A 25,987-nucleotide genomic window follows, 5' to 3' on the forward strand; every position below is an offset into this window, starting at 1 on the left:
CCGCGGTGGCGGCGTGCAGCTCAGCGCTTGGCTGCGGCCGGGTTGCGGAAGCGCACCAGCACGCGCTGGCCCAGGCGCAGGGTCGAGGGCTGGGTGAAGGCTAGCACGCAGGCCACGCTGCGGTCGTTGCCGGCGGGCGTGGCGTCGTCGTGCAGCTGGGTGGGGCCGTAGGCCGGCGCCAGCCAGCGCACCACCGCCTCGCCGAGCACGGTCTGGCGGCCGTCGTCGCTGATCACCTCGGCGGCCATGCCCGGGGTGACGCTGCCGGCATAGCTTTCGTTCAATTCGGCGCGGACCAGGCGCGGTGCGTCCGGCAGCAGGGTCAGCAGCGGCGTGTTGGCCTCGCTGCGCGCGCCGACCGCGGCCGACAGCTGCAGCACGCGACCGGCGACCGGCGCCTGCAGACGATACTGCGCGCGCTGCAACTCGGTCGCGCGCACCTGCGCCTCGGCCAGGGCCGCGTCGCTGCGCGCGGTGTCCAGCGCGTCGACCAGGCTCTGCACCGCGTCGCTGGCGTCGTCGGCGGTCTGCCCGTCGCCGGCGCCCAGGCGCGCGGCCTCGGCCAGCCGCCGCTGCTTCTGCTGCGCGCTTTGCAGGCGTTGCTGCAACTGCTTCAGGTGGGCGGCGGCGGCCTGCGCGCGGGTGCGGGCGATGTCCAGGTCGACCGCGGCGGCGCGATCGTCGCCGGCGACCAGCAAGGCGCCTTTCTGCACCGCGTCGCCCTCGTGCACCGGCACCTCGCGCAGGGTCGCGGCGACCGGCAGGCCGAGCTTGAGTACGCCGCCTTCCACGTCGATGCGGCCGCGCGCCACTGCCAGGTAGGCCGGGGTGGCGGCCGGCGCCGGGGCCGGCGTACGGTCCGATGGCGCGCATGCGGCCAGCAGCAGGCTCAGCAGGGGCGCGGCGGCGAACGCTTTCATGGTGCGGGATTCCGTGAGGGCAGGGGCGAGGGTGGCGCGATGACGCGGCGGTCGTCGTGGATGCGGCCGTCCTCCATCGACAGTACGCGGTCGGCGTGGCGGATCAGGCGCGGGTCGTGGCTCACGCACAGCACCATGGTGTTGTGGCGGCGCGCGATGCGATGCAACAGGTCGATCACGATCTGGCCGTTGCCGGCGTCCAGCGCGCTGGTCGGTTCGTCGGCGAACAGCAGCGCGGGGTGCTTGGCCAGCGCGCGGGCGATCGCCACGCGCTGCTTCTCGCCGCCGGACAGTTCGGACGGGCGCAGGTGCTGGCGGTGGGCGATGCCGACCTCGGCCAGCGCCTCTTCGGCGCGGCTGCGCACCTCGGCCGGGGCCAGGCCCATGTACTGCAGCGGCAGCCGCACCTGGTCCAGCGCGCACAGCGCCGGGAACAGGTTGAAGCCTTGGAAGATGAAGCCGGTGTGGCGCAGGCGGAACTGCTCCAGCGCGGTGGCGCCGAGCGCGCCCAGCTCCTCGCCCAGCGCCAGCACGCGACCCGCGTCGGCGCGCTGCAGGCCGCTAAGGATCGACAGCAGGGTGCTCTTGCCGCAGCCGGACGGGCCGGAGATCAGGGTCAGCTCGCCCGGCCACACCTGCAGTTCCACGTCGCGCAGCACCGGCGTGCGCAGGCTGCCGGAGACGAAGCTCTTGCACAGCCCGCTGCCGCTGAGGGTGGCGGCGGCCGGGTGCAGCGCGGCGGGGGCAACAATGCGGCTCATCGCAGCAGCAACGCCGGATCGGCGCGACGCAGCCCGCGCAGCGCGGCCAGGGCCGAGACCACGGTCAGCAGCATCACCGCGCACACGCACAGGCCCCAGCCGCTGGCGTTGAACGCCACCGGCACGTCGTGCGCGCGGGCCAGCGCGACCAGCGCCGCGCCCAGGGCGCTGGCGCCGATCAGGCCCAGCGCGCCGACCCAGGCGGCCTGTTCCAGCACCACCCAGCGCAGGTTGCGCATGCTCACGCCCAGCGCGTTGAGCGTGGCGTACTCGCGCGCGGCGCCGAGCACCGTGCCGAGCAATGTCTGGCTGGTGATGGCCACGCCGACCAGCAGCACGATGCCGCCGAGGAACAGCACGCCGGAGCCGGCGCCGGTGTCGAACATCCAGAACAGGATGCTGCGCCGGGCGAAATCGTCGGCGCTCCAGGCTTCCACGCGCGGCCGCGTGACCGCGCTGTCGATCGCCTGCGCCACCGCCTGCGGGTCGGTGCCGGGACGCAGCTTGGCCACCATGTAGGTCGGCCAATCCGGGTGTGCGGTGTCGCTGTTGAGCGCGCGCGCGGTGTCCAGCGACGCCAGCACGTTGACCCCGCCCAGCGCGCGCAGGCCGCGGCCGACTCCGATCACCCGCACGCGGTGGCCGTTGATGCGCGCGCTGCTGCCGACGCCGACGCCGAGCTTGTCCAGTTCCGCGCGGTCCACCACCACGGTGTCCGGTTCGCGCAGGCCCGCACGCAGGGCGGGGCTGAGCAGGCGGGAGAACATCAGTCCGCCGTCGCGGGTGTCGATGCCGGAGATGTAGACCGACACCGCACCGGTGTCGCCGGGGCCGCGCCAGTCGCCGTCGAACCAGATGAATGGCTCGACCTGCGCCACCCGCGGATCCAGGTACAGCGGCGCGGCGGCGTCCGGATCGATGGCGCGGCCCTGGTCCACGCTCTGCGTGCCGGGATAGCCCAGCCACAGGTCGGCGTCGGAGCCGGAGACATAGACGCTGGCGCTGCCGAAGATGCCCAGCACCAGCGCGGTCTGCAGCAGCAGCAACAGGCTGGCGAAGCCCACCGACACCACCACCGGCAGGAAGCGGCGCCACTCGTAGCGCAGGGTCTGGCGGGCCAGCGCGACCATCAGGGCTGCGCGCCTTGGTGTTCGTTGCCGGTATCGGGAATCGGCGCGGTGGCGCTGCCCAGCGCGGTGTGCAGGGCGACGTAGGCCAGGTCGCGCTGGCGCTGCGCTTCCAGCAGCTCCAGCGCGGCCTGGTCGCGTGCGGCCTGCTGCGTGGCCACGTCCAGGTCGCTGCCCAGGCCCAGCCGCCGGCGCTGCTGGGCGACGTCGCTGGCCTGCTGCTGTGCCTGCAGCACCTGCTGCTGGGTCTCGGTGTTGCGCCGCTGCTGTTCCAGCGTGGTCAGGGCGTTCTCGACCTCGTTGACCGCGTCCAGCACGCTCTGCCGGTAGGCCAGGGTGGCCGCTTCCAGCAGGTCGCCGCGCGCCTTCGCCTTGGCCTGGCGGATGCCCCAGTCGAACAGGGGGATGTCGATCACCGGGCCGAACGAGGCGATGCCATGGGTGGCGGTGCGGCGATGGGTCAGCAGGCTGGTCGACCAGCGGATCGCGCCGCCCAGGCCGATGCTGCCGTAGCGGTCGGCGCGGGCGATGCCCAGCGCGCCGGCGGCGCTGATCACCTCGGCCTCGTGCGCGGCGATGTCCGGGCGCCGGCGCAGCAGGTCGGCCGGCACGCTGTCGACCGCGGCGATCTGCAATTGCCCCGGCGCGGTGGCGGCCGCGGCCGTGCTCCACGCCGGGTCGGGCGTGTCGCGGCCCAGCAGCACCGCCAGGCGCCGCGCGGCCGCGGCCGCGGCGTCGCGCGGTTCGTTCGCCGCGGCCTGCGCCTGCAGCGCCGCGGCCTGCCCCTGCGCGGCGGTGGCCGGTGCGGCCAGGTGCAGATCGACCAGGGTCTGCTGCAGGCCGGCCTGGCGCTGGCGCGCGCTGGCGATGTCCTGCAGCAGGCGTTCGGCCTGCTGCGCGTGGCGCAGGTCGATCCAGTTGTGCGCCACGTCGGAGATGGTCGCCGCGCGCACCTGCGCCAGGTTGGCCTGGGCGCTCTGCAGGTCGCCGCGTGCCACGCGGTTGGTGGCTTCGCCGCGGCCGAACAGCGGCAGCTCCCATTCCGAATCGACGCCGACCACCAGGAACGAGGCGCTGGCGTCGGGGTCGATCGGGTCCTCGGTGCGCGCGCGCAGCTGCGGCCTCAGGGTCGCGTCGGCGACCGCATCCAGCCGCCGCGCCGCGCGCAGCCGCGCCAGCGCCTGGCCCACCTCGAGATCATCGCGCAACGCCTGCGCGACCAGCGCGTCGAGTTGCGGATCGTGGAAGTCCTGCCACCAGGCGTTGCCCGGCGGGCGTGGCGCGGCCGCCTGCGGCGTCGCGCTGCTCCACTGTGCGGGCATCGACGGCTGGCGCAGGTCGGGGATGGGCTTGCTGGCACAGCCGCCTAGCGAGAGCGCGGCGGCCAGCGTCAGCATCGTGAGCGGGCGGATAAGGATCCGGCTCATGCCTGCGGCTCCGCGGCGGCCGGCAAGTCCAGTTCCGCGCGCAGCCCGCCCAGCGCCGAACGCCGGTAGCGCAGCGTGGCGTGGTGGCGCGCAGCGATGTTGGCGACGATCGCCAGGCCCAGGCCGGTGCCGCCTTCGGGCGCGTCCGGGGCACGGAAGAAACGCTCGCCCAGGCGCGGCAGCAGGGCCTCGTCGATGCCGTTGCCGGCGTCGTCCACGGCCAGGCGGACAGACTGTGGATCGCGGCGCAGGCTGACCGTGACCACGCGGCCGGCGGCATGGCGGAAGGCGTTGTCCAGCAGGTTGTCGAGCAGCTCGCGCAGCGCATAGACGTCGGCGGCCACCCAGGCGGGCGCGTCGTCGTCGGCGCCGTCGTAGCCCAGGTCCACGCCGGCGTGCAACGCGTCGGGGATGCGCTCGGACAGCGCTTGCGGCAGCCATTGCGCCAGGTCCAGCGGCAGCAGTTCGCGGATGCTCTCGCGCGGCGCCTGGGTGCGGGTCATCGCCAGCAACTGGGTGGAGGTGCGGGTGGCGCGGTCGGTCAGCTGGCGGATGTGCTGCAGCGCCTGCGCGGTGTCTTCCGGGCGCTGGCTGGACTGGGCGCGCTGCACGTGCATGCTCAGCCCGGCCAGCGGCGTGCGCAACTGGTGCGCGGCGTCGGCGAGGAAGCGCTCCTGCAGCGCCATCATGTGCTTGAGGCGGCCGAGCAGGCCGTCGATGGCCTGGGTCAGCGGCAGGATCTCCACCGGGATGTCCGGGCCGGATACCGGGCTGAGGTCGCGCTGGCTGTCGTCGAGCCGGCGCACCGCCGGCTCCAGCATGCGCAGGCCGACCCGCACGCCGTGCCAGACCAGCACCAGCAGGGAACAGGTGAGCAGCAGTTCGGTCGGCAACATCAGCACCAGGATCTCGCGAGCGCGGCGGTGGCGGTCGTCCAGGGTCTCGGCCACCGACACGGTGAGCCAATCGCCCGGCTCCAGCGCCGAGGGCAGCAACAGGCTGGCCACGCGCACCGGCACGCCGTTGTCCATGTGGTCGTCGTACAGCATCACCCGGCCGATCTCGGCTGGATCCGGGTGTGCGGGAATCGGCAGGGTGCTGCCGCTGATCACCCCGTGGCGGCGGCTGTCCAGCTTGAAGAACACCCGGCCGTCGCTGCTGTACTCCAGCAGCTGCCGCGCCTGCAGGGTCAGCGGCATGCGCTCGCCGGGGTCGTTGACCGCATTGGCCAGGCCCTGCGTGTCCTCCTTCAGGTCCATGTCGTGGACGTGATTGGTGTACTTGAGCATCAGCAGGTAGAACAGCGCCGACACCACCAGCATCAGCAGCACGGTGGGGATCAGCAGGAACGCCAGCAGTCGCTGGCGCAGGCTGGGGTGGCGGTATGCCGGCGACTGCGCGGCCGCGGTCGCGCTCACTGCGGGATCTGTGCGTGGTCGGCGGCCGGTGAGGCGGCGCGCGACTCCTCCAGCAGGTAGCCCAGGCCGCGGATGGTCCGGATGCCGACGCCAGCGCCGTGCAGCTTGCGCCGCAGGCGGTGCATGGAGATGTCCAGGCCGTTGTCGGTGATTTCGTGTTGCCAATCGCACAGCGCTTCGGTCAGCTGGCTGCGGCTGACCACGCGCCCGCTGCGCAGCAAGAGCGTCTCCAACAGCGCGAACTCGCGCGCGGTCAGGTCCAGCGGCTGGTCCTGCAGCCACACCCGGCGCCCGGCCAGGTTGATGCGCAGTTGCCCCAGCACCAGTTCGGGCACGCCGCCGCTGCTGCTGCGGCGCAGGAGCGCGCGGGTGCGGGCGAGGAACTCGGACAGTTCGAAGGGCTTGATCAGGTAGTCGTCGGCGCCCTGGTCGAGCGCGCGGATGCGGTCTTCCACCGCGTCGCGCGCGGTCACCACCAGCACCGGGATCTCGTCGCGGCGGGCGCGCAGGCGCTGCAGCACCTGCAGCCCGTCGCGGCGCGGCAGGCCCAGATCCAGGACCAGTAATTGATAGCTTTCGCTACCGAGTGCGCGTTCGGCGGCGGCACCGTCGCTGACATGGTCCACCACATGACCGCACTCGGCGAGCGAATCGCGTAACGCAACAGCAATGGACGTATCGTCTTCGGCAACCAGGATGCGCATGACGCGAATGCTTGCAACGGGGATGTGGGAAAACCGTCGTAATCGGCGGCGGCGAAGTCGCTACGTTCACATACGTCGATGTAGTTTCGGTGGAGTCTGTATCCAGATTCTGCGATGCGGTGATGACGATTGTCATCCATGACATCGTTTGCGCGGTGTTGGTCCTGACTCCGCCGGGTAGGGAAAACCCTATAGCCTGCCGCGGCATCCGCCGATCCTCACGCCCCCCCGGGCGGCGGCATCATGAACGCGCCGGCAACGTCACCGCTCCCGCGCCAGGGAGACGGCTCGCACGGAATCGAACGGATCTCGATTTGCCGGCCACTTTTCGCTCCCGCAGGCGCCGATGGACTGGCGTAGCCGCACTGCGATAGGAATCACAGGGAAGGAAACGCACGAGGCCCCGGCATGCCGGGGCCTCGTGCGTTCTGCCATCTGTCGCTCGGCCGGTTGGCTATCGTCCTGTCATCCAGCGCCGGGTCATCGGAGGTGGCCGGCGCGCAATCGGCGCCAGCGCGGTCTCCCTGGCGTGGAGGGCGCTGCGCCCGAGCGGCGCGACAAGGGAAAGGCGTTCACCGCCGGGCCTTCACACGCGCGGGTGGACGCAGACCCGCCATCGCCGCCGCTGCGCCAATCCGTGTCCAGCCGTCACGCCAGGGCAGGGAGCCGAGCGCGGGGGCGTCCGAAACAGCATGCGCCATCACCCGGCACGCACCGCCCCAGCCGCGACCCGCCTGCTTTTGCGAATCCCCAATCCCGATTCCCGACTCTCCGCCCTTCAGAGGGTCCAGTCCAGCCGCAACCCAGCCACCAAGGCATTGGGCAGGTCGCGGGTGCGCGCCGGCTCGTTGAACTGGTCCGGGTGCACGATGTACTGCAGGTTCGGCGCGATGCGCAGTTGCGGGGTCACCTCGATGCCGTAGCTCAGTTCCATCATGGTCTGGGAACGGTGCGGGGTGCCGCTGCCGCCGGCCGCGGCGCGGGCCAGGCGCAGGTCTTCCAGGGCGTCGTCGCTGTAGTGCTGCTGGGTGACGACGAAGGCGATGTTGTCCTGCGGGCGGCTGGCGAAGGTGCCGCGCTGGACCAGGCCCAGCTCCAGGAAGTGGTCTTCGATCAATTGCCCGGAGGTGCCCTTGAGCGCCGAGCCGAACACTACCAGGCCGCGGTTGCTGTCCGGGTCGGGGCGGGTGACCTGCTGCTCGAAGCGCACGAACGCCCCGGAGCGACCGTTGCGATTGGCGTAGTCCAGCCCGCTCAGCCGCGCCGGGTTGCCGTTGCGGTCGTTGAGCGGGTCACGGTAATCGGAGTTGTCCTGCCACCCGCCGATCTCGTACATCGCCGGCAGGCGCGCGCCGCTGGTCTGGGTGCTGTAGCCGATCGCGTACGGCACGATCACCCCGGTGCGGTCGTTGGTGCTCCAGTTCAGGCCGTGCTGGCCGCGCTCGGCCTGGATCGGGTTGACCTCATAGGCGCCGACGTGGACGTAGACGTTCGGCGTCACCCAGGCCTTGGCGTGCGCGGCCCAGCTGGACACCGGCCAGTAGGTGAAGTTGCTGGTGCGGAACACGAAGGTCGGGTTGCCGCAGGCCGAGTTGCCCTGGAAGTAGCCGCACAGCTCCGAGCCCAGGAAGTGGATGTTGGCCACGCTGCGGCCGGCTTCCAGTTCCAGGCGGTCGTTGAACAGCTTCTGGTCGATGGTGAAGTTGGCCAGGCGGGTGCCCTGGCCGCCGTAGATTTCCTGAACCGAGGTGCTGTTGCCGATGTTGCCGTTGGCCAGGTTGGTGCCGTGGCGGTTGATGCCGTAGACCTTCAGGGTGGCGCCGTTCCAGCCCAACAGCCGTTGCAGGTCCACGTCGGTGCCGAACATCAGTTGGCCGGCGTAGGCGCTGCCCTCATGCTTGCCGCCGTCCAGCGAGACCGCGGCCTCGCCGGTGTAGGCGAGCTTGAGCTTGAACGCGTCGCTGGCGTCCTGGGCGTGGGCCAGCGGCGCGGCGAGGGCCAGCGCCAGGGTGGCCAGGGGCAGGTGCGAGACGAGGGGACGGGACATGGCGGAACTCCTCAGCAGGGAAAGGCCGGCGCGCCGCCAGCGGCGACGGGGGGAGGGGCATCGCATGGCGACGCGCCGGCGCATGGAAGGGACTAGGCGACGACGACCGGCTTCTTCAGCACCCGCAACGCCACGGCAGTGACCACGGTGCCGGCGAGCAGCGCCACCAGGTACATGCCCAGGTGGCTGACCGCATTGGGGATCGGCAGCACGAACACGCCGCCGTGCGGCACCTTCAGCTCGGCGCCGGCGGCCATCGAGATGGCGCCGGCCAGCGCCGAGCCGAGCATCAGCGCGGGGATGGTGCGCAGCGGGTCGCGCGCGGCGTAGGGGATCGCGCCTTCGGTGACGAAGGCCAGGCCGAGCACGCCGGTGGCGGCGCTGCTGCCGCGCTCGTCCTGGGTGAAGCGGTTGCGGAACACCCAGGTGGCCAGGGCGATGCCCAGCGGCGGGGTCATGCCGGCGACCATCGCCGCGGCCATCGGCGTGTACACCTGGCTGGCGATCAGGCCGGTGGAGAAGGCGTAGGCGGCCTTGTTGACCGGCCCGCCCATGTCGAAGGCCATCATCGCGCCCAGCAGCAGGCCCAGCAGCACCGCGCTGCTGCCCTGCATGCCGCGCAGCCATTCGGTGAGCCAGGCCAGCAGCTCGGCCACCGGCTGGCCGACCACGTACAGCAGGGCCAGACCGACCAGCAGAGTGCCCAGCACCGGCAGGATCAGCACCGGTTTCAGGCCTTCCAGGGTGCGCGGCAGCTTGATCGCCCGGTTCAGCGCGGCCACGCCGTAGCCGGCGATGAAGCCGGCGAAGATGCCGCCGATGAAGCCGGCGCCGAGATTGGCTGCGACCATGCCGCCGATCATGCCCGGGGCGATGCCGGGGCGGTCGGCGATGGAGTAGGCGATGTAGCCGGCCAGGGCGGGCACCATCAGGGTGAAGCCGGCCTTGGCGCCGATCTGGAACAGCGACCAGGCCAGGGTGCCCTTGTGCGCGTCGTCGAAGGCGTAGATGCCGCCGAGCGCGAACGCCAGCGCGATCAGCAGGCCGCCGGCGGTGACGAAGGGCAGCATGAACGACACGCCGGTCATCAGGTGCTTGTACGGACCGGCGGAGCGGCCGCCCTGGGCCTGGGCCTGGGCGCTGCCGCCAGTGCCGGCCATGTGCACGCTGGCCTCGGCCAGGGCCTTGCGGATCAGCGCCGGGCCGTCGTTGATCGCCGGCTTGGTGCCGCTCTTGAACAGGCGCTTGCCGCCGAAGCGGCCCAGGTCGACCTCGCGGTCGGCGGCGATCAGCACCAGGTCGGCCGCGGCGATCTCCTCGGCGCTGAGCGCGTCCTGTGCGCCCACCGAGCCCTGGGTTTCCACCCGAAGTTGGTGGCCCAGCACCTTGGCCGCCTGCTGCAGGCCTTCGGCGGCCATGAAGGTGTGGGCGATGCCGGTGGGGCAGGAGGTGATGGCGACGATGCGCTTGCCGGCGCCCTCGGCGCTGCCGGCAGCGGCGGGAACGGCGGCGTTGGTCGTGGCGTTCGCCAGCAGCGGCGCCAGCACGGCGCCGGCATCGGCCAGCACCGCATCCAGGCTGCTGCGGTGCAGGCTGCGGCCAGCGAAGCGGGCGGTGTCGGCCTCGCCGTCGCCGATCAGCAGCAGTGGCGCGGCCGCGGATGCCGCGGCCAGGTCCAGCGGCGCGATCACGCCCTGCGGCGTGCGCACCTCGGCCTGCAGGACTGCGCCCCGCAGCGTGGCGGCATGGCGCAGCGCCTCGGCGGCGAGGACGGCTTCGGTACTGCGATCGCCGGCGGCGATCACCACGAGGATCGGATTCATGCGGGCTCCCGATGAGCGCAAGAGGACGCGGCGCACGGTAGCGACGCGGCGGAAGTCATGACAGGGTCTCGAGGCGGACCGCGGCCGCCAGCGCCGGCAGGCGCTCGCGCGGCAGGCGGCGGGCGACGCCGCTGCCCAGCGTGGCCACGGCGAAGGCGGTGGCCTGGCGCGCGCAGGTCGCCAGGTCGGCGTCGGCGCGCAATGCCGCGACCAGGCCGGCGACCATCGCATCGCCGGCGCCGACGCTGCTGCCGCCGGTGACCTGCGGCGGCTGCGCCAGCAGCGCCTGCTCGCCGCGCACGAACAGCGCGCCCTCGGTGCCCAGCGACACCGCGATCAGACCGATGCCGCGCGCCAGCAGCGCGCGTGCGGCGCCGAGCAGGTCGGCGGTGGTGGCCAGCGGCGCGCCGGCCCATTCCTCCAGTTCGTGGCGGTTGGGCTTGATCGCGAAGGGCAGTTGCGCACGCGGCGCGTCGAGGGCGGCATGCAGCGGCGCGCCGCTGGTGTCCAGCAGCACCCGCGCGCCGGCGGCGGCGGCCTGCGCCTGCAGCTGCCGCCAGGTGTCTTCGGCCAGGCCAGCCGGCAGGCTGCCGCTGAGCACCACCGGCAGGCCGGGGCGCAGCACGTCGGCCAGGCGCGCGCCGATGGTGTCGAGCTGGGCCTGCTCCAGGGCCAGGCCGGGCAGGTTGATGTCGGTGGTGGCGCCGCTGTCGGCGGCGACCAGCTTGAGATTGCTGCGGGTGTCGCCGGGCACGCGCAGGCAGCGATCGTCGATGCCGCGTTCGGCGAACAGCGCCTCGAACACCGGCGCATTGCCGGCGCCGAGCACGCCGAGCGCGGCGCAGCGCAGGCCGGCGTCGGCCAGGCAGGCGGCGACGTTGATCCCCTTGCCACCGGCGATGGCGTGGGCGCTGCGCGCGCGATGCACCTGGCCGGGCTGCAGCCGGTCGATCGCCACGGTCAGGTCGATCGCCGGATTCAGGGTGACGGTGACGGCATCGACGCTCATGCGCCGGCCCCGCCGTCGAGCGCCCGCACCTCGGCCGCGCTTTCGCAGTCCAGCGCGCGCTGCGCCAGCGCCTGCAGCGCGTCCAGGCGGCTGCCGCGCAGGCGCGCCTTCACCGCCGGGATGTCGTTGGGCGTCATCGACAGCTCGTGCACGCCCAGGCCGGCCAGCAGCGCGGCGCCGAACGCATCGCCGGCCAGGCCGCCGCACACGCCGACCCAGCGCCCGTGGCGCGCCGCGCCCTCGACGGTGGTGCGGATCAGGCGCAGCACCGCCGGATGCAGGCTGTCGGCTTCGGCAGCCAGGTCCGGGTTCTGCCGGTCGATGGCCAGGGTGTACTGGGTCAGGTCGTTGGTGCCGATCGAGAAGAAATCCGCGTGTTTGGCCAGCGCATCGGCCTGGATCGCCGCGGCCGGCACTTCGATCATGATGCCCAGCGGCACCTCCGGCGCCTGCAGTTCCGCGCGCAGGCGCTCGCATTCGGCGCGCAGCGTCAGCAGTTCCGCCGCCGAGGTGATCATCGGGAACATGATCGCCAGGCGCGCGCCGTCCTTGGCCGCGCGGTACAGCGCGCGCAACTGCGGTTGCAGCAGGTCGGCGCGGCGCAGCAGCAGGCGCGCGCCGCGCACGCCCAGGAACGGGTTGTCCTCGCGCGGCAGGTTCAGGTGCGCGACCTGCTTGTCGCCGCCGATGTCCAGCGCGCGCACGATCAGCGCGCGGCCGTCCAGCGCCTGCGCCATCGCGGTGTAGGTGGCGTACTGCTCGTCCTCGCTGGGCGTGCTGCCACGCTCCAGGAACAGGAATTCGGTGCGCATCAGGCCCACGCTCTCGGCACCCTGCGCCAGCGCCGCGGCGACCTGCTCGGGCAGGTTGACGTTGGCGCCGATCTCCAGGCGATGGCCGTCCTCGGTCTGCGCCGGCTGGTTGCGCTGTTCGGCTTCGCGCGCACGCAGTTGCTGCTGTTCGTCGATGTAGGCGCGGGCCGAGGCCAGGTCCCCGTCCGACGGCGCCACGTACAGGCGGCCGCTCGTGCCGTCGACGATCACCGTGGCGCCATCCTCCAGGTCCAGCAGGTCGGCGCCGCCGGCGACCAGCGCCGGCAGGCCCAGGGTGCGCGAGAGGATCGCGGTGTGCGAAGTCGGGCCACCCACCGCGGTGGCCAGGCCGAGCACGCGGCGAGTGTCCAGGTTGGCGGTGTCCGAAGGCGACAGGTCGTGCGCGAGCAGGATGCATGGCGCGGCCGGCAACTGCTCCAGGCTGCCGCCGGCCAGGCCCGGATCCAGTTGCGCCAGCACCCGGCGGCCGACGTCGCGCAGGTCGCTGGCGCGTCCGGCCAGCACCGCGTTGCCCAGCGCCGAGAGCTTGTTGGCCAGGCGCTCCACCGACTGCTGCCAGGACCAGGCGACGCCGTGGCCTTCGACCATCAACTGGCAGGCCAGGGTGATCAGGTCGGTGTCGTTGAGCAGTTCGGCCTGGGCGCGGAAGATCGCCGCATCGCCGGCGCCGAGCCGGCGCCGGGTGTCCTCTTCGATGGCCTGCAGTTGCGTGCGGGTGCGCTGCAGGGCGTCGTGCAGCAGGGCGCCGCCGTCGCTCAGCGGTACCGGCGTGTCCGCCACCGCCACGTCATGGCCGGCCAGCTTGTGCACCACGCCGATCGCCAGGCCGGGGCTGGCGCCGATGCCGACGATGGCCGGCTGCGCCTGCGGCGGGGTCCAGCCGGTGACCGGCGCGGCACGGCGCTGTGCGGCGGCCTCGGCGTCGGCCTGCTCCTGCGCAGTCAGGCCGTCGATCACGCTGCGCAGCCGCGCCAGCGCTGCGGCGGCGTCCTGGCCCTCGGCCGAAATGGTCACGGTGTCGCCGGCGTGCAGGCCCAGTTGCAGCAGCGACACCAGGTTCTTGGCATCGCCGACCTGGTCGCCGGCGCGCACCTGGATACGGGCGGCGAAGCCGCGCGCGGTTTCCACCCAGCGCGTGGCCGGGCGCGCGTGCAGGCCGGTGGGATAGCGCACGGTCCACTCGAAGCGTTCCGCCAGGTCGCTGGCCGCGGCGGTGGGCGCGGCGACGGCCGCGTCCTCGCTCAGGGCGGCGACGATCGCCTGCGGGTCGTCGCTGGCGAACAGCGCCTCCAGCCGTGGCGGGTCCTGGATCAGCCGGGTCAGGCGCCGCAACACGGTGATGTGGGTGTCGGACTGGGCGGCGATGGCGACCACCAGGTGTGTGGTCTGGCCCGGGTTCCACTCCACGCCGTCGCGCAGCTGCAGCACCGCGATGCCGTCGCGGCGCACCAGGTGGCGGTCTTCGCCGGTGCAGTGCGGGATCGCCACGCCGTGGCCCAGGAAGGTGTTGGCCAGCGCTTCACGGCGCAGCATGCTGGCCTCGTAGGCCGGCGGCACGCAGCCGGCGGCGACCAGCAACTGCGCCGCCTGGGCGATCGCGTCGGCCTTGTCGCGGGCCTGGACATCGACCCGGACCAGGTCGCTGGAAACCAGGGGAGAGGAGGGCGTCTGGGACACGCGGGTTCCTTGGGGTGGGCGGCGAGTGGGCGCAGTGTGGGAACGTTCCCAGTCTATAGTCAATGTGCGGTGCACAAATCCTTCGGAAAAAGCCGGTGCTACTATCAAGAAACGCCAGGCGACAGGGAGTGGAAATGAAAAATATGCGGGAACGTTGCCAGTGAGCGTCAGCATCCATGACGTGGCCCGGGTCGCCGGCGTCTCGACCTCGACGGTGTCGCGCGCCCTGGGCCAGGGCCCGGTCAGCGAAGAGGTGCGGGCACGGGTGGAGGCGGCGGTACGCGAGACCGGCTATCGCCCCAACCTGATGGCGCGGCGGCTACGCTCGCAGCACTCCGGGGTGGTGGGCCTGATTGTCGCCGACATCCGCAATCCGTTCTTCACCGCGGCCATCCGCGCGGTCGAGGACGTCGCCTACCGCGCCGGCATGCGGGTGATCCTGTGCAATACCGACGAGGATCCGCAGCGCGAGGCGCTGTATCTGCAACTGATGCAGGAAGAGCGGGTCAGCGGGCTGATCTTCGCCCCCACCCGCACCACCCAGGGCCAACTGGGCAAGTTGACCTTCGACCATCCGGTGGTGCTGCTGGACCGCGCCGGCAAGGGCGGCACGCACGACAGCGTGGTCCTGGACAATGCCGCGGCGATGGCCGCCCTGGTCGATCATCTGGTCGGCCGCGGCGTGCGCCGCATCGGCGGCCTGTTCGGCAAGACCAGCAGCACCGCCGCCGAGCGCCGCGATGGCTATCTGGACGCGATGCGCGGGCACGGCCTGGCGCCGGACTACCGTGAGGTGGCGCCGAGCGCGGAGGCGGCGATTGCCGAGGTCCAGGCCTGGCTGGCACAGACGCCGCGGCCGGATGCGCTGGTGGCCAGCAACAGCTTGCTGCTGATGGGCGCAATGAAGGCCGTGCGGGCCGCCGGCCTGCGCATTCCGCAGGACCTGGCATTGGCCGGCTTCGACAACGAAAGCTGGACCGACCTGGTCCAACCCGGCATCACCGTGATCGAACAGCCGGTCGAAGAGATGGGCCGTACCGCCATGTCGTTGCTGCTGGAGCGGATGAACGCGCCGGCGCAGCCGACCCGCAAGGTGGTGCTCAGCGGCCGCTGCATCGTGCGTGGGTCGAGCCTGCGCTGACTGCCGCAGGTCGGTGGTGTTGCGGGAGGGGTGCCGCTGCGGCGATGACCGTGGTCGGCCGCAGCGGGAGGGGTAACATGCTTACCTACTTGCTGCCGTCCGGGCGCGGATAGTCGTGTTCCGGGTCGGCGTGGTCGTGCTTGGGATCGCTGTCGGGTTGATCGCGCGCTTTCCACTGCGCGTCGTCGTTGTGCATCTTGTCGGAGGTCTGGCTGCGTTGCTGGGAATCGTGGGCGTTGTCGCGGTTGGCGGGCAGGGACATGTGTGGACCTTCTGGATCAGGCGGGGGTGTGCGCCGGATCTGGGTGGTGGTCGCGCTGCTCGGATCCGTCGAGGCGTGCCCAGCAGGCAACGACCAGGGTTTCGGCATCGCTCCAGGCGATGCGCGGCCAGGGGTGCTCGCCGTCGTAGCGCTGACGCAGGCGCTGCAGCCGCACGTCGTTGGATTCGCGCGGCAGTTGCAGGAACACGTCGCACGCCATCTTGATCAGGCGCGCATGTTCGCTGAACGACTGCGACCCCAGTTTGCCCGCCGCGTGCAGCGCTTTCCAATGCGCCAATTCGGCTTCGACATCCACGAGCAGGCTCGGAGCGTGACTCACGCGAGTTCTCCTTGAGTGAGAGGAAAGGGGGATGCGGAGGCGCCCCCTGACGCGTCCACTTCCCCAGACTAGGCCGCCCCGCGTAAAGGCGGAGTGGTGCTTATGTCGTCTGCGCGGCAAGACGCGGTGGCGCGGACGCAAAGCGTGACGCCAGGCAGCGACCTTCACACACCATGTTGTGAAGGCGCCGCACGTCGCGCGCGTGAAGACGCACACATGCCTGCAACACTGGCGTTGCGCGGACCGGCTTGGTCGGCGTCAGCGGTGCGGCTTACCATGGGCGGCGTCCGCCCGCGGACTCCCATGCTTTTCACCCCCCTTGCACCGACGGCTGCCGCCGGTGCCGCAAAGGATTGGTATGTCCGTCGCCCCCGTGTTCGATTCCGCGCCGCCGCGCATCGCCGTGATCGGCCTCGGCTACGTCGGCCTGCCGCTGGCGGTGGCGTTCGGCGCCCGCCACGACACGCTCGGCTACGACATCGATGGAGAGCGCGTGGCGCAACTGCGCGCCGGGCACGACCAGACCCTGGAACTGGAGGCCGAGGAACTGCGCGCCGGCGTGCACCTGCGCTACAGCGACGACGCGGCCGAGCTGCGCGACCGCAACGTGTACATCGTCACCGTGCCGACCCCGATCGATGCGCACGAGCAACCCGACCTGCAGCCGCTGCGCCAGGCCAGCGAACTGCTGGCCGGCGTGCTCAAGCGCGGCGACCTGGTGATCTACGAATCCACCGTCTATCCCGGCACCACCGAGGAGGTCTGCGTGCCGCTGCTGGAGCAGGGCTCGGGATTGCGCTGCGACGTCGATTTCCATTGCGGCTACAGCCCCGAGCGGGTCAACCCCGGCGACCGGCAGCGGCGCCTGGCCGACATCCGCAAGATCACCTCCGGCTCGAACCCGGCCGCCGCCGACGCCGTGGACGCGCTGTATGCCGGCATCATCGTCGCCGGCACCTGGCGCGCGCCGTCGATCCGCGTGGCCGAGGCGGCCAAGGTGGTGGAGAACATCCAGCGCGACGTCAACATCGCCCTGGTCAACGAACTGGCACTGATCTTCGACCGGCTCGGCATCGACACCCAGGACGTACTGGACGCCGCCGGCACCAAGTGGAACTTCCTGCCGTTCCGGCCCGGCCTGGTCGGCGGCCACTGCATCGGCGTGGATCCGTACTACCTGCTGCACAAGTCCGAGAGCATGGGCTACCACCCGGACCTGATCCACACCGCGCGCCAGGTCAACAACCGGGTCGGCGCGCACGTGGCCGCACGGGTGCAGGCGCTGCTGGCCGGCAAGGGCGTGGCGATGGCCGAAGCGTCCGTGCTGGTGCTCGGCGTCACCTTCAAGGAGAACTGCCCGGACCTGCGCAACAGCCGCGCGCTGGAACTGGTGCAGGCGCTGGCCGCGGCCGGCGCCCGCGTCGACGCCTGCGATCCCTGGGCCGATCCGCAGGCGGCGCAGGCGCACGGCGTCGACCTGCTGCCGGAACCGGTGCCCGGCCGCTACGACGCGGTGGTGCTGGCGGTGGCGCACGCCGCCTACCGCGACCTGGACGCGGCGCAGATCCGCGCACTCGGCACGCCCGACCTGGTGGTCTACGACGTCAAGTCGGTGTGGCCGCGCGCGGCGGTGGACGACCGGCTGTAGGCGCCTCCCCAGGGGGGCTCGCCATGCCGCGCCACCGGCGCGGCGGGCATGCGCAAGCTGTACCTGCGCGGAGCGGACCCGGCGGCCGTGGCAACGCCACGCCCGCGACACCCTCTACACTCGCCGGCTTCCGACTCCTGCGAGGACCGCGATGCACCGCTACCTAGCCTATATCGCCAGCTGCCTGCTGCTGGCGCTGTCCATTGCCCTGTGCGCGATCTGGCCGCTGTGGGGCTGGGGCGTGGTGGCCTTCGCCGTGCTGGCGCTGCTGGGCACCGTGGACCTGCTGCAGACCCGCAGCACCCTGCGCCGCAACTATCCGATCCTGGCGCATTTCCGCTACGGCCTGGAATCGGTCGGCCCGGAGATGCGCCAGTACTTCCTGCAGAGCGACATCGAGGAGGCGCCGTTCTCGCGGCAGCAGCGCGCCCTGGTCTACCAGCGCGCCAAGAACGTGATGGACGTGGTGCCGTTCGGCACCCAGCGCAGCACCTATGCGCCGGACTACGAGTGGATCAACCATTCGCTGGCCACCAGCGAGATCGCCGACCACGACTTCCGCGTCACCATCGGCGCCGACTGTGCGCAACCGTACGCGGCCAGCGTGTTCAACATCTCGGCGATGAGCTTCGGCGCGCTGTCGGCCAACGCCATCCGCGCGCTCAACGCCGGCGCGCGCCAGGGCGGCTTCTACCACGACACCGGCGAGGGCTCGATCTCGCCCTATCACCGCGAGTGCGGCGGCGACCTGGTGTGGGAAATCGGCTCGGGCTACTTCGGCTGCCGCGACGAGGAAGGGCGCTTCGACCCGCAGCGCTTCGTCGCCAACGCGACGCTGGAGCAGGTCAAGATGATCGAGATCAAGCTCTCGCAGGGGGCAAAGCCCGGCCACGGCGGGGTGCTGCCGGCGGCCAAGGTCAGCGCCGAGATCGCCGCCACCCGCGGCGTCGCCATGGGCCAGGATTGCGTCTCGCCGTCGCGGCATTCGGCGTTCACCACGCCGCTGGAACTGCTGCAGTTCGTCGCGCGGCTGCGCGAGCTGTCCGGCGGCAAGCCCACCGGCTTCAAGCTGGCGATCGGCCACCCCTGGGAGTGGTTCGCCATCGCCAAGGCGATGCAGGAAAGCGAGCTGTATCCGGACTTCATCGTCGTCGACGGTGCCGAGGGCGGCACCGGCGCGGCGCCGGCGGAATTCATCGACCACGTCGGCGTGCCGATGCACGAAGCCCTGCTGCTGGTGCACAACACCCTGGTCGGGCTGGACATCCGCGAACGGATCAAGCTCGGCGCCGCCGGCAAGATCACCAGCGCCTTCGACATCGCGCGCACCCTGGCGCTGGGCGCGGACTGGTGCAATGCCGGGCGCGGTTTCATGTTCGCGCTGGGCTGCATCCAGTCGCTGAGCTGCCACAGCGATCGCTGCCCGACCGGCATCGCCACCCAGGACCGGCGCCGCTGGCAGCATCTGGATCCCACCGACAAGGCCACCCGCGTCGCGCATTACCACGCCAACACGCTCAAGGCGTTGCGCGAATTGCTGAGCGCCGCCGGGCTGGCGCATCCCTCGCAGCTGGGGCCGGAACACATCCTGCGCCGCATCTCGCAGGTGGAGATCCGCTCGCTGGCCTCGCTGTACCGCTACCTGGAGCCGGGCGAACTGCTGCGCACGGTGCCCGACCACGCGGTCTTCCACGACTACTGGGGCGATGCGCGCAGCGATTCGTTCCAGCCGCCGGAACGCATCCGCCGCCTGCGCGACAGCAAGTCGCAATGAGCGAAGCGGCGTCGGCGCGATTGCGGCAGGCAGTGCCCGAGGACATCCCGGCGCTGTGGGCGCTGCGCACCCGCTGCGTGCGCGAGGTCTGCAGCAGCCACTATCCGCCGGAGGTGATCGCGCGCTGGTCCGCAGCGCCGGCACCGGCCTCCCACTGCCAGCTGGTCGCCGCGGGCGCGGCCATCGTCGCCGAGGACGCCGATGGACGCGTGCTCGGCTTCGGCGTCGTCGACGTGGCCGGCGCGGAAATCGACGGCCTGTTCGTGGACCCTGCGCTGCGTGGCAGCGGCCTCGGCCGGCGCCTGCTGCAGGCGCTGGAGCAGCGCTTGGCGCCGTGCCCGCGCATTCACCTGGCCGCGGCGCTCAATGCGGTGGCGTTCTACCGCGCCCAGGGCTACGCGGTGCTGCGCGAGGGAGGCTATCCGCATCCCAGCGGGATTGTCCTCGCGTGCGTGTTCATGGAGAAGCGCGGCGTCGCTGAGTAATCGTTGCCGGCGGGGCGTGGCCCGGGTGGCGCGGGCGCAGGGCGTGGAACGTCGTGGGAATGGCAGGGGCGGAGCACGGAGGTGGCGGTCGCGGTCGCCATGCTGTTTTGCGCCGTGGCATTCGCGGTGGGCTCGCCATCGTTGCGGCCGCCCGTTATCGTGCGGGAACCTTCCTTGGTGCCGCGCATGAACCGACCCTCGGTCCCCGACCCGGCCCCCGTGCCGTTGCCTGCCGACGAAGCGGGGCGCCTGCGTGCGCTGGCCGAGCTGGGAATGCTGGATACCCCGCAGGAGCCGGCGTTCGACGACCTGATCTGGCTGACCAGCCAGCTGTGCGAGGCGCCGATCGCGCTGGTCTCGCTGATCGACGAACGCCGGCAATGGCTCAAGGCCAGTTGCGGCCTGCCCGCCGGCACCACCGGCTATCCCCGCGAGCTGGCCTTTTGCACCTATGCCTTGCTGTCGCCGCAATTGCTGGAGATCCCCGACACCACGCTGGACCCGCGCTTCGCCGGCAATCCGCTGGTGGGCGGGGCGCCGCACCTGCGCTTCTATGCCGGCATGCCGCTGGTCGGCGACCAAGGCCACAGCTATGGCACCCTGTGCGTGATCGACATCCGTCCGCGGCAACTGGACGCGCGCCAGCGCGAAGGGCTGCAGCGGCTGGCCAGGCAGGTCACCGCGCAACTGGAGGCGCGCCGCGACGCGCGCATCGCCCACGAGCAGGCCAGGACCCTGAGCATGCTGCTGGAGACCATGCCCGATGGCGTGGTGTCGTGCCTGGCCGATGGCACCCTGGGCGAGTTCAACCAGGTGGCGCGTCACTGGCACGGGGCCGATCCGCGCGCCTTGCCGCCCGAGCAGTGGTCGCAGTATTTCGATCTGTTCGACGCCAGCGGCAAGCGCCCACTGTCCCGCGAGGAGGTGCCGCTGTTCCGCGCCTGGCGCGGCGAATCGGTGCGCGATGCGGAAATCGTGATCGCCGCCAAGGGGCAGGCGCCACGTAGCGTGCTGTGCAATGCGGAACGGCTGGAAGGCGGCGGTGTCCGCAGCCTGGGCGCGGTCTGCGTGATACGCGATGTCAGCGCCGAACGGGCGGCGACGCAGGCCGCGCTGCTGGCCGGGCAGCGGTTCTCCGGCGCGTTCTCGGCGGCCGCGCATGGCATGGCGCTGGTATCGTTGGAAGGGCGCTGGCTGGATGTCAACGACGCCTTGTGCGCGATGCTTGGCTACAGCCGTGCGGAGTTGCTGGAATTACGTTTCCAGGATCTGACCCATCCGGACGATCTCGCCGAGGACATGCAACGGGCGGTGGCGTTGCGCAGCGGGCAGTGCAGCGACTTCCGCGTCGAAAAGCGCTACCGCCACCGCGACGGCCATACCGTACGTGCACGCCTGGCGGTCTCGCTGGTGCGCGACGAGCAGGGCCGTCCGTTGCATCTGGTCACCCATGTCCAGGACATCACCGAGCAGCACCTGGCCGAGCACCGCCTGCGCGACAGCGAGGCGCAACTGCGCACCATCGCCGACAACGCGCCGGCGCTGATCGCCTACCTCGACCGCGACTTGCGTTACCAGTTCGTCAACCGGCCGTATGCGGAGTGGTTCGCGCTGGCGCCGGAGCACATCGTCGGCCGTCCCCTGCACGAGGTGCTGGACCCGCAGCAACTGGCCTTGCTGCAACCGCATCTGCCGGCGGCGCTGCAGGGCGAGCCGGCGCAGTTCGATGCCGAACTGTGCGATGCCGCCGATGCCCTGCGGATCATGCATTTCAGCCTGATCCCGGACGTGGCGCTGGCGCCGCAGCGGGTCGGCCTGCACCTGATGATCAGCGACATCACCGGGCAGACCCGGCTGGCGCGTTTGCTGGAAGAGCGTGCGCTGCGCGACGAACTGACCGGACTGCCGAACCGGATGGCCTGGAACCAGACCCTGCGGCGGCGCATGAACGAGCACCGCAGCCAGGGCCAGGTGGCGGTGATGTTCCTGGATCTGAACGACTTCAAGAGCGTCAACGACCGTTTCGGTCACCACGTCGGCGACGCGCTGCTGGTGCACTTCGCGCGGCTGCTGCAGCGCTGCCTGCGCGGGCAGGACAGCATCGCCCGGCTGGGCGGCGACGAGTTCGTGGTCCTGCTGGAAGGGCTGGCCGACGCCAAACACGAAGTGCTGGCTGCCGCGGCGCGAATCATGGAGGCGTGCGCGGGTGGCTGCGTGGTCAGCGGCCGGCATCTGCCGCTGCAGCCGAGCATCGGCATCGCCGTGCAGGCCGGGCCCGGCTTCGACCCGGTCCTGCTCACTCAGCGCGCCGACGAGGCCATGTACGTGGCCAAGCGCGATCCGCAGGCGCGGGTGCAGATCGCGGTGCTCTGAGCGTCGCGTGCCGCGCGTACCGGACGTCAGTGCGCGGCGTGGCGCTGCAGCCAGGTCACCGCGCCGCGCCCGGCGCGCACGCCGCTGGCGAAGCACGCGGTGAGCAGGTAGCCGCCGGTCGGCGCTTCCCAGTCGAGCATTTCGCCGGCGCAGAAGGTGCCCGGCAGGGCCCGTAGCATCAGCTGCGCATCCAGCGCCTCCAGGCGCACGCCGCCGGCGCTGCTGATCGCCTCGGCCAGCGGGCGCGGACGCTGCAGGGTCAGCGGCAGGCGCTTGAGCGTGGCCGCGGCCAGCGCTGGATCCTGGCCGGCCTGCCTGCCGAGGATCTCGAACAGCAGGGCTGCCTTGACCCCGTCGATACCGGCCTGGCGGCGCAGATGCTCGCCGAAGCTGCGGCCGCCGCGCGGCTTGCCCAGTTCGGCTTGCAGCCGCGGCAGGTCGCGGCCGGGTGCCAGGTCCAGCCACAGCGTGGTCGGGCCGTGTGCGGCGATGGCCTCGCGCAGATCCGCGGCCAGCGCATAGATCAGGCTGCCCTCGATGCCGTGTTCGCCGACCACGCATTCGCCCTGCAGCGACTGCGCCTGGCCCTGCGCATCGTGCCAGTGCGCGACCACCGGCTTCAGCGGCGCGCCGGCGTGGCGTTCGCGGAAATGCGTGCTCCAGTCCACGTCGAAACCGCAGTTGGCCGGCTGCAGCGGCGCCACTTCCACGCCGCGCGCGCGCAGCGTGTCCTGCCAGGCGCCGTCGGATCCGAGTTGCGGCCAGCTGCCGCCACCCAGCGCCAGCACACAGGCCTCGGCCTGGACGCGCTGCTCGCCGTCGGCGCCAGCGAAGCGCAGCGCGCCGTCCGCGTCCCAGCCCAGCCAGCGCTGCTGCACGTGGAAGCGCACGCCGGCATCCTTCAGCCGCCGCACCCAGCCGCGCAGCAGCGGCGCCGCCTTGCGGTCCAGCGGGAACACCCGCCCGGAGCTGCCGACATAGGTCTCCACGCCCTGCGCCTGCGCCCAGGCGCGCAGCGCGTCGGCATCGAACTCGGCCAGCCAGTCGCCGACCGCCGTCGCACGTTCGCGATAGCGCGCGACGAAGCGCTCGAACGGATCGGAGTGGGTCAGGTTGAGGCCGCCCTTGCCGGCGATCAGGAACTTGCGTCCCACCGAGCCCTTGGCCTCGTACACATCGACCTCGGCGCCGGCGGCGCGCGCGGTCTCGGCGGCGATCAGCCCGGCCGGGCCGCCGCCGACGATGACGAGTCGGCCGCGCACCGGCGCGGCGTGTTTGGCAGCGGACATGCGCGGGTGCGGCTCAACGCGGCTGGACATCGAGCAGTTCGACTTCGAACACCAGCGAGGCGCCCGGCGGGATCACCCCGCCGGCACCGTTGGCGCCGTAGCCGTAGTCCGACGGCAGCATCAGCAGGCGCTTGCCGCCCACGCGCATGCCGGCCACGCCCTCGTCCCAGCCGCGGATCACCTGGCCGGCGCCGAGCACGAAGCTGAAGGGCTGGCCGTGGTCGGCGGAGGCATCGAATTTCTCGCCGCGCTTGTCCTTGGCGTGCTCGTCGTACAGCCAGCCGGTGTAGTGCACGGTGACCCGGCTGCCGGGACGCGCTTCGGCGCCGTCGCCGACGCGCTCGTCGGTGGCCTGGAAGGCGGCGATGCTGCCACCGGGCGGCGGACCCGGCGGCGTGCAGCCGCTCAGCAGCCACGCCGGCAACGACAGGCTCAACAGCAGCAGGATTCGGCGCATGCGGGACGTCCACGGCGGGCAGGGCGTGCAAGGGTAGCGCATCGCCGCAGCGGCTATCATGCGGCGCATGGCCAAACTGCTGCTCAATCTGCGTCACGTGCCCGACGACGAACGCGCCGAGGTCTGCGCGCTGCTCGACGACGCCGGCATCGGCTACTACGAAACCCGCGCCGGTACCTTCGGCATTTCCGCCGGCGGCATCTGGCTGCGCGAGGACGCCGAGCAGCCGCGGGCCAAGGCGCTGCTGGTCGACTACCAGGCCCGACGCGGCGAACGTGCCCGTGCCGAGCGCGCCGCCGCGCTGCGCGATGGCAGTGCGGAGACCTTCGCCAGCCTGCTGCGGCAGCGCCCGCTGTTCGTGCTGGCGACGCTGTTGGGCATGCTGTTGATCGCCTCGCTGGTGCTGCTGCCGTTCCTGCTGTTGCGCGGCTAGCGGCGGCGCTGTGGGGCGACGCATCGGCGCGCTTCGCCGACGCGCAACAGTGGCGGAGCTGTCACTGCAGCGGTCGCGCGTCGCAGGCCCTAAAATGCGCCGATGATCGCCAACACCGCTGCCTATCACTTCGTCGCCATTGCCGACCCCGACGCGCTCGCCGCGCAATTGCACGCCTGGGCGCAGGACGGCGACCTGCGCGGCACGATCCTGGTGGCGGGCGAGGGCATCAACCTGTTCCTGGCCGGCGCGGCAGAGGCGATCGACGCCTTTTACGCGCAACTGCGCGCCGACCCGCGCTTCGCCGATCTGCGGATCAAGACCAGCCCCAGCGCCCAGCAGCCGTTCGCGCGGCTGAAGGTCAAGGTCAAGCCGGAGATCATCAGCTTTCGCCGCGCCGCCGCCTCGCCACTGGACGCGGCGCGCGCGCCGGCGGTGGCGCCGGCCACGCTGCAGCGCTGGCTGCGCCAGGGTCACGACGACGCCGGCCGGCGCGTGGTGCTGCTGGACACGCGCAACACGCAGGAAGTGGTCTACGGCACCTTCGCCGGTGCGCTGACCTTGCCGATCGTCAAGTTCACCGACCTGCCGGAAGCGCTGGCCCCGCATCGTGCGGCGTTGACCGACGCCACCGTGGTCAGCTTCTGCACCGGCGGCATTCGCTGCGAAAAAGCGGCGCTGTGGATGCGCGCCGATGGCATGGACAACGTACTGCAACTGGACGGCGGCATCCTCGGCTACTTCGAGGAGGTGGGCGGCGAAGGCTACGATGGCCGCTGCTTCGTCTTCGACGAGCGCGTGGCGCTGGATCCGCAGTTGCGGCCGCTGGTGGGCGGCTGATCGTCGCGGGATTGGGGAGTCGGGAGTGGGGATTGGCAAACGCCGGGATGCCTCGCGACTGACCGAAAGTCACCCACGTGTGAGTTGGGTTTCGGCTCGCTGCGTGCCGCCGCTCTCCTCGAAGCCTCATAAGGAATCCGCTCCAGCGAATCCCCAATCCCGACTCCCCAATCCCAGCGCTTTAGCGACTCCCCAATCCCCACGCCGTCAGGCGTACTGCATCTTCCGCGTCATCCCACCATCGACCACGAACTCCTGGCCGGTGATGAAGCCGGCCTGTGCCGACAGCAGATAGACCGCCAGCGCGCCGATGTCCGGCGGCGTGCCCACCCGCCCGGCCGGGTGTTGCGCATGATCCTGCCGCGACAGTTTGGGCGTGCGTCGCGCGTTCGGCTTGCGCCAGGCGTCGGTGGCGATCCAGCCGGGGCTGATGCAGTTGACCCGTACTGCCGGCCCGGCGCTGATCGCCAGTGCGTGGGTGAAGGCCACCAGTCCGCCCTTGGACGCGGCGTAGGCCTCGGTGTCCGGTTCGGACTGCTGCGCGCGGGTGGAGGCGATGTTGACGATGGCGCCGCCGTCGCGGCTGTCGCGCAGCGCCGGCAGGGCGTGCTTGCTGCACAGGAACGCGCCGCCCAGGCTCGCCCCGAGCCGTCGGTTCCATTCGCGCAGCGACAGCCGCTCCAGCGGTCCGGTGTGCGGATCGGCGATGCCGGCGTTGTTGACCAGCCCGTCGATGCGACCGAACCGGGCCAACGCGGCATCGATGAAGCGGCGCACGCTGGCTTCGGCGGCCACGTCTACGCGGCGGAACAGCAGGCGTTCGCCGGCGTCTAGCTCGGCCACGCAGGCGCGCCCGGCATCGGCGTCGAGATCGCAGAACGCGACCTTGCCGCCAGCGGCCAGCACTGCCTGCACCACGCCGCGGCCGATGCCCTGGGCGCCGCCGGTGACCAGCACCACACGGTCGCGCAAGGGCAAAGCGGGGACAGGGGCGGGCGGCGGAATCAGCGACATGGCGGTGACCAGGCGAGGGCGGGGTCGCCAGCGTAGCCAGCGCGCCGTGCAACCCGTGTGGTAGCGCGGTAATGCAAGCAGCCAACGCCCCTCTCCCGCCGGGAGAGGGGCTGGGGTGAGGGTACGGAGCGCGGAGCGTCCGAGCGGATCTGACAATGCGAGGCTTCGCCCGTACCCTCATCCGC

At 71.7% G+C, this 25,987-nt stretch carries 22 protein-coding genes; 7 read left to right on the forward strand and 15 right to left on the reverse strand.

The genetic code is table 11. The annotated features are described in order from the left end of the window. Positions 1-20: 20 nt before the first annotated feature. From FHR66_RS06925 to ptsP, 10 genes are all read right to left on the reverse strand, one after another. Positions 21-920: an HlyD family secretion protein gene (locus tag FHR66_RS06925; protein WP_160964997.1), complete on the reverse strand. Its 900-nt coding sequence runs from the start codon at positions 918-920 to the stop codon at positions 21-23. Next, positions 917-1,681 (reverse strand): ABC transporter ATP-binding protein, encoded by a 765-nt coding sequence (locus tag FHR66_RS06930; protein WP_160964995.1) that lies wholly within the window; start codon positions 1,679-1,681, stop codon positions 917-919. Before FHR66_RS06930 ends, FHR66_RS06925 begins: the two co-directional genes overlap by 4 nt. After that, on the reverse strand, positions 1,678-2,811 hold the full coding sequence (locus FHR66_RS06935; protein ID WP_160964993.1) for an ABC transporter permease: 1,134 nt from the start codon (positions 2,809-2,811) through the stop codon (positions 1,678-1,680). Before FHR66_RS06935 ends, FHR66_RS06930 begins: the two co-directional genes overlap by 4 nt. Then, a complete protein-coding gene (locus tag FHR66_RS06940) occupies positions 2,811-4,235 on the reverse strand; it encodes an efflux transporter outer membrane subunit (RefSeq protein WP_160964991.1) in 1,425 nt (474 codons plus the stop codon). Before FHR66_RS06940 ends, FHR66_RS06935 begins: the two co-directional genes overlap by 1 nt. Then, on the reverse strand, positions 4,232-5,653 hold the full coding sequence (locus FHR66_RS06945; protein ID WP_160964989.1) for a sensor histidine kinase: 1,422 nt from the start codon (positions 5,651-5,653) through the stop codon (positions 4,232-4,234). Before FHR66_RS06945 ends, FHR66_RS06940 begins: the two co-directional genes overlap by 4 nt. After that, entirely contained in the window at positions 5,650-6,357 is a 708-nt protein-coding gene (locus tag FHR66_RS06950) for a response regulator (RefSeq protein WP_160947424.1), read from the reverse strand. Before FHR66_RS06950 ends, FHR66_RS06945 begins: the two co-directional genes overlap by 4 nt. Before the next feature lie 778 nt (positions 6,358-7,135). Further along, positions 7,136-8,404 carry a carbohydrate porin gene (locus FHR66_RS06955; RefSeq protein WP_160964987.1) on the reverse strand — a complete coding sequence of 423 codons (1,269 nt, stop codon included), beginning with the start codon at positions 8,402-8,404 and terminating at the stop codon, positions 7,136-7,138. 92 nt (positions 8,405-8,496) lie between these two features. Continuing rightward, complete coding sequence (locus FHR66_RS06960; RefSeq protein WP_167087607.1) at positions 8,497-10,227, reverse strand: fructose-specific PTS transporter subunit EIIC; 1,731 nt, start codon at positions 10,225-10,227, stop codon at positions 8,497-8,499. 55 nt (positions 10,228-10,282) lie between these two features. Then, on the reverse strand, positions 10,283-11,236 hold the full coding sequence (gene pfkB, locus FHR66_RS06965) for a 1-phosphofructokinase (protein WP_160964983.1): 954 nt from the start codon (positions 11,234-11,236) through the stop codon (positions 10,283-10,285). Beyond that, entirely contained in the window at positions 11,233-13,746 is a 2,514-nt protein-coding gene (ptsP, locus tag FHR66_RS06970; protein ID WP_160964981.1) for a phosphoenolpyruvate--protein phosphotransferase, read from the reverse strand. The genes pfkB and ptsP overlap by 4 nt, the downstream gene beginning before the upstream one ends. Positions 13,747-13,906: 160 nt before the next feature. Between ptsP and FHR66_RS06975 the strand changes: the two genes are divergently transcribed. Further along, complete coding sequence (locus FHR66_RS06975) at positions 13,907-14,887, forward strand: substrate-binding domain-containing protein (RefSeq protein WP_160964979.1); 981 nt, start codon at positions 13,907-13,909, stop codon at positions 14,885-14,887. A gap of 85 nt (positions 14,888-14,972) precedes the next feature. Here FHR66_RS06975 and FHR66_RS06980 read toward each other — a convergent pair whose 3' ends face one another. Both FHR66_RS06980 and FHR66_RS06985 read right to left on the reverse strand, forming a co-directional pair. Beyond that, entirely contained in the window at positions 14,973-15,149 is a 177-nt protein-coding gene (locus FHR66_RS06980) for a hypothetical protein (RefSeq protein WP_167087609.1), read from the reverse strand. Positions 15,150-15,165: 16 nt separating this feature from the next. Next, complete coding sequence (locus FHR66_RS06985) at positions 15,166-15,489, reverse strand: transposase (protein WP_160964977.1); 324 nt, start codon at positions 15,487-15,489, stop codon at positions 15,166-15,168. A gap of 358 nt (positions 15,490-15,847) precedes the next feature. On the opposite strand from FHR66_RS06985, the gene FHR66_RS06990 reads away from it, so the two are divergent. The 4 genes from FHR66_RS06990 to FHR66_RS07005 all read left to right on the forward strand — a co-directional run bounded on the left by FHR66_RS06990 (position 15,848) and on the right by FHR66_RS07005 (position 21,769). Next, positions 15,848-17,137, forward strand: a complete 1,290-nt coding sequence (locus tag FHR66_RS06990; protein ID WP_160964975.1) for a nucleotide sugar dehydrogenase — start codon at positions 15,848-15,850, stop codon at positions 17,135-17,137. Between the two features lie 151 nt (positions 17,138-17,288). Beyond that, positions 17,289-18,911 carry an FMN-binding glutamate synthase family protein gene (locus FHR66_RS06995; RefSeq protein WP_160964973.1) on the forward strand — a complete coding sequence of 541 codons (1,623 nt, stop codon included), beginning with the start codon at positions 17,289-17,291 and terminating at the stop codon, positions 18,909-18,911. Then, on the forward strand, positions 18,908-19,396 hold the full coding sequence (locus FHR66_RS07000; RefSeq protein WP_160964971.1) for a GNAT family N-acetyltransferase: 489 nt from the start codon (positions 18,908-18,910) through the stop codon (positions 19,394-19,396). Before FHR66_RS06995 ends, FHR66_RS07000 begins: the two co-directional genes overlap by 4 nt. A 186-nt stretch (positions 19,397-19,582) precedes the next feature. Continuing rightward, positions 19,583-21,769, forward strand: coding sequence for a diguanylate cyclase domain-containing protein (locus tag FHR66_RS07005; protein WP_160964969.1), 2,187 nt, complete (start codon positions 19,583-19,585; stop codon positions 21,767-21,769). Between the two features lie 26 nt (positions 21,770-21,795). Here the strand turns inward: FHR66_RS07005 and FHR66_RS07010 are convergent, their stop codons facing one another. Both FHR66_RS07010 and FHR66_RS07015 read right to left on the reverse strand, forming a co-directional pair. Then, entirely contained in the window at positions 21,796-23,058 is a 1,263-nt protein-coding gene (locus tag FHR66_RS07010; protein WP_160964967.1) for a TIGR03862 family flavoprotein, read from the reverse strand. Between the two features lie 13 nt (positions 23,059-23,071). Then, positions 23,072-23,515 (reverse strand): FKBP-type peptidyl-prolyl cis-trans isomerase, encoded by a 444-nt coding sequence (locus tag FHR66_RS07015; protein ID WP_160964965.1) that lies wholly within the window; start codon positions 23,513-23,515, stop codon positions 23,072-23,074. Between the two features lie 67 nt (positions 23,516-23,582). Here FHR66_RS07015 and FHR66_RS07020 point away from each other — a divergent pair, with 67 nt between their 5' ends. Both FHR66_RS07020 and FHR66_RS07025 read left to right on the forward strand, forming a co-directional pair. Then, positions 23,583-23,948, forward strand: a complete 366-nt coding sequence (locus FHR66_RS07020; protein ID WP_160964963.1) for a DUF6164 family protein — start codon at positions 23,583-23,585, stop codon at positions 23,946-23,948. 102 nt (positions 23,949-24,050) lie between these two features. Further along, a complete protein-coding gene (locus FHR66_RS07025) occupies positions 24,051-24,788 on the forward strand; it encodes a sulfurtransferase (RefSeq protein ID WP_160964961.1) in 738 nt (245 codons plus the stop codon). A 207-nt stretch (positions 24,789-24,995) separates the two neighbouring features. On the opposite strand, the gene FHR66_RS07030 is transcribed toward FHR66_RS07025, so the two are convergent. After that, positions 24,996-25,802 carry an SDR family oxidoreductase gene (locus tag FHR66_RS07030; protein ID WP_160964959.1) on the reverse strand — a complete coding sequence of 269 codons (807 nt, stop codon included), beginning with the start codon at positions 25,800-25,802 and terminating at the stop codon, positions 24,996-24,998. Between the last annotated feature and the right edge of the window lie 185 nt (positions 25,803-25,987).

It is taken from the genome of Xanthomonas sp. F4, assembly GCF_011761895.1.

What these genes read in the sequence shown, in the direction of transcription:
- FHR66_RS06925 (WP_160964997.1), bottom strand. Translation starts at nt 920, where the DNA reads ATGAAAGCGTTCGCCGCCGCGCCCCTGCTGAGCCTGCTGCTGGCCGCA.
- FHR66_RS06930 (WP_160964995.1), bottom strand. Translation starts at nt 1,681, where the DNA reads ATGAGCCGCATTGTTGCCCCCGCCGCGCTGCACCCGGCCGCCGCCACC.
- FHR66_RS06935 (WP_160964993.1), bottom strand. Translation starts at nt 2,811, where the DNA reads ATGGTCGCGCTGGCCCGCCAGACCCTGCGCTACGAGTGGCGCCGCTTC.
- FHR66_RS06940 (WP_160964991.1), bottom strand. Translation starts at nt 4,235, where the DNA reads ATGAGCCGGATCCTTATCCGCCCGCTCACGATGCTGACGCTGGCCGCC.
- FHR66_RS06950 (WP_160947424.1), bottom strand. Translation starts at nt 6,357, where the DNA reads ATGCGCATCCTGGTTGCCGAAGACGATACGTCCATTGCTGTTGCGTTA.
- FHR66_RS06955 (WP_160964987.1), bottom strand. Translation starts at nt 8,404, where the DNA reads ATGTCCCGTCCCCTCGTCTCGCACCTGCCCCTGGCCACCCTGGCGCTG.
- FHR66_RS06960 (WP_167087607.1), bottom strand. Translation starts at nt 10,227, where the DNA reads ATGAATCCGATCCTCGTGGTGATCGCCGCCGGCGATCGCAGTACCGAA.
- pfkB (WP_160964983.1), bottom strand. Translation starts at nt 11,236, where the DNA reads ATGAGCGTCGATGCCGTCACCGTCACCCTGAATCCGGCGATCGACCTG.
- FHR66_RS06980 (WP_167087609.1), bottom strand. Translation starts at nt 15,149, where the DNA reads ATGTCCCTGCCCGCCAACCGCGACAACGCCCACGATTCCCAGCAACGC.
- FHR66_RS06990 (WP_160964975.1), top strand. Translation starts at nt 15,848, where the DNA reads ATGTCCGTCGCCCCCGTGTTCGATTCCGCGCCGCCGCGCATCGCCGTG.
- FHR66_RS06995 (WP_160964973.1), top strand. Translation starts at nt 17,289, where the DNA reads ATGCACCGCTACCTAGCCTATATCGCCAGCTGCCTGCTGCTGGCGCTG.
- FHR66_RS07000 (WP_160964971.1), top strand. Translation starts at nt 18,908, where the DNA reads ATGAGCGAAGCGGCGTCGGCGCGATTGCGGCAGGCAGTGCCCGAGGAC.
- FHR66_RS07005 (WP_160964969.1), top strand. Translation starts at nt 19,583, where the DNA reads ATGAACCGACCCTCGGTCCCCGACCCGGCCCCCGTGCCGTTGCCTGCC.
- FHR66_RS07010 (WP_160964967.1), bottom strand. Translation starts at nt 23,058, where the DNA reads ATGTCCGCTGCCAAACACGCCGCGCCGGTGCGCGGCCGACTCGTCATC.
- FHR66_RS07015 (WP_160964965.1), bottom strand. Translation starts at nt 23,515, where the DNA reads ATGCGCCGAATCCTGCTGCTGTTGAGCCTGTCGTTGCCGGCGTGGCTG.
- FHR66_RS07020 (WP_160964963.1), top strand. Translation starts at nt 23,583, where the DNA reads ATGGCCAAACTGCTGCTCAATCTGCGTCACGTGCCCGACGACGAACGC.
- FHR66_RS07025 (WP_160964961.1), top strand. Translation starts at nt 24,051, where the DNA reads ATGATCGCCAACACCGCTGCCTATCACTTCGTCGCCATTGCCGACCCC.
- FHR66_RS07030 (WP_160964959.1), bottom strand. Translation starts at nt 25,802, where the DNA reads ATGTCGCTGATTCCGCCGCCCGCCCCTGTCCCCGCTTTGCCCTTGCGC.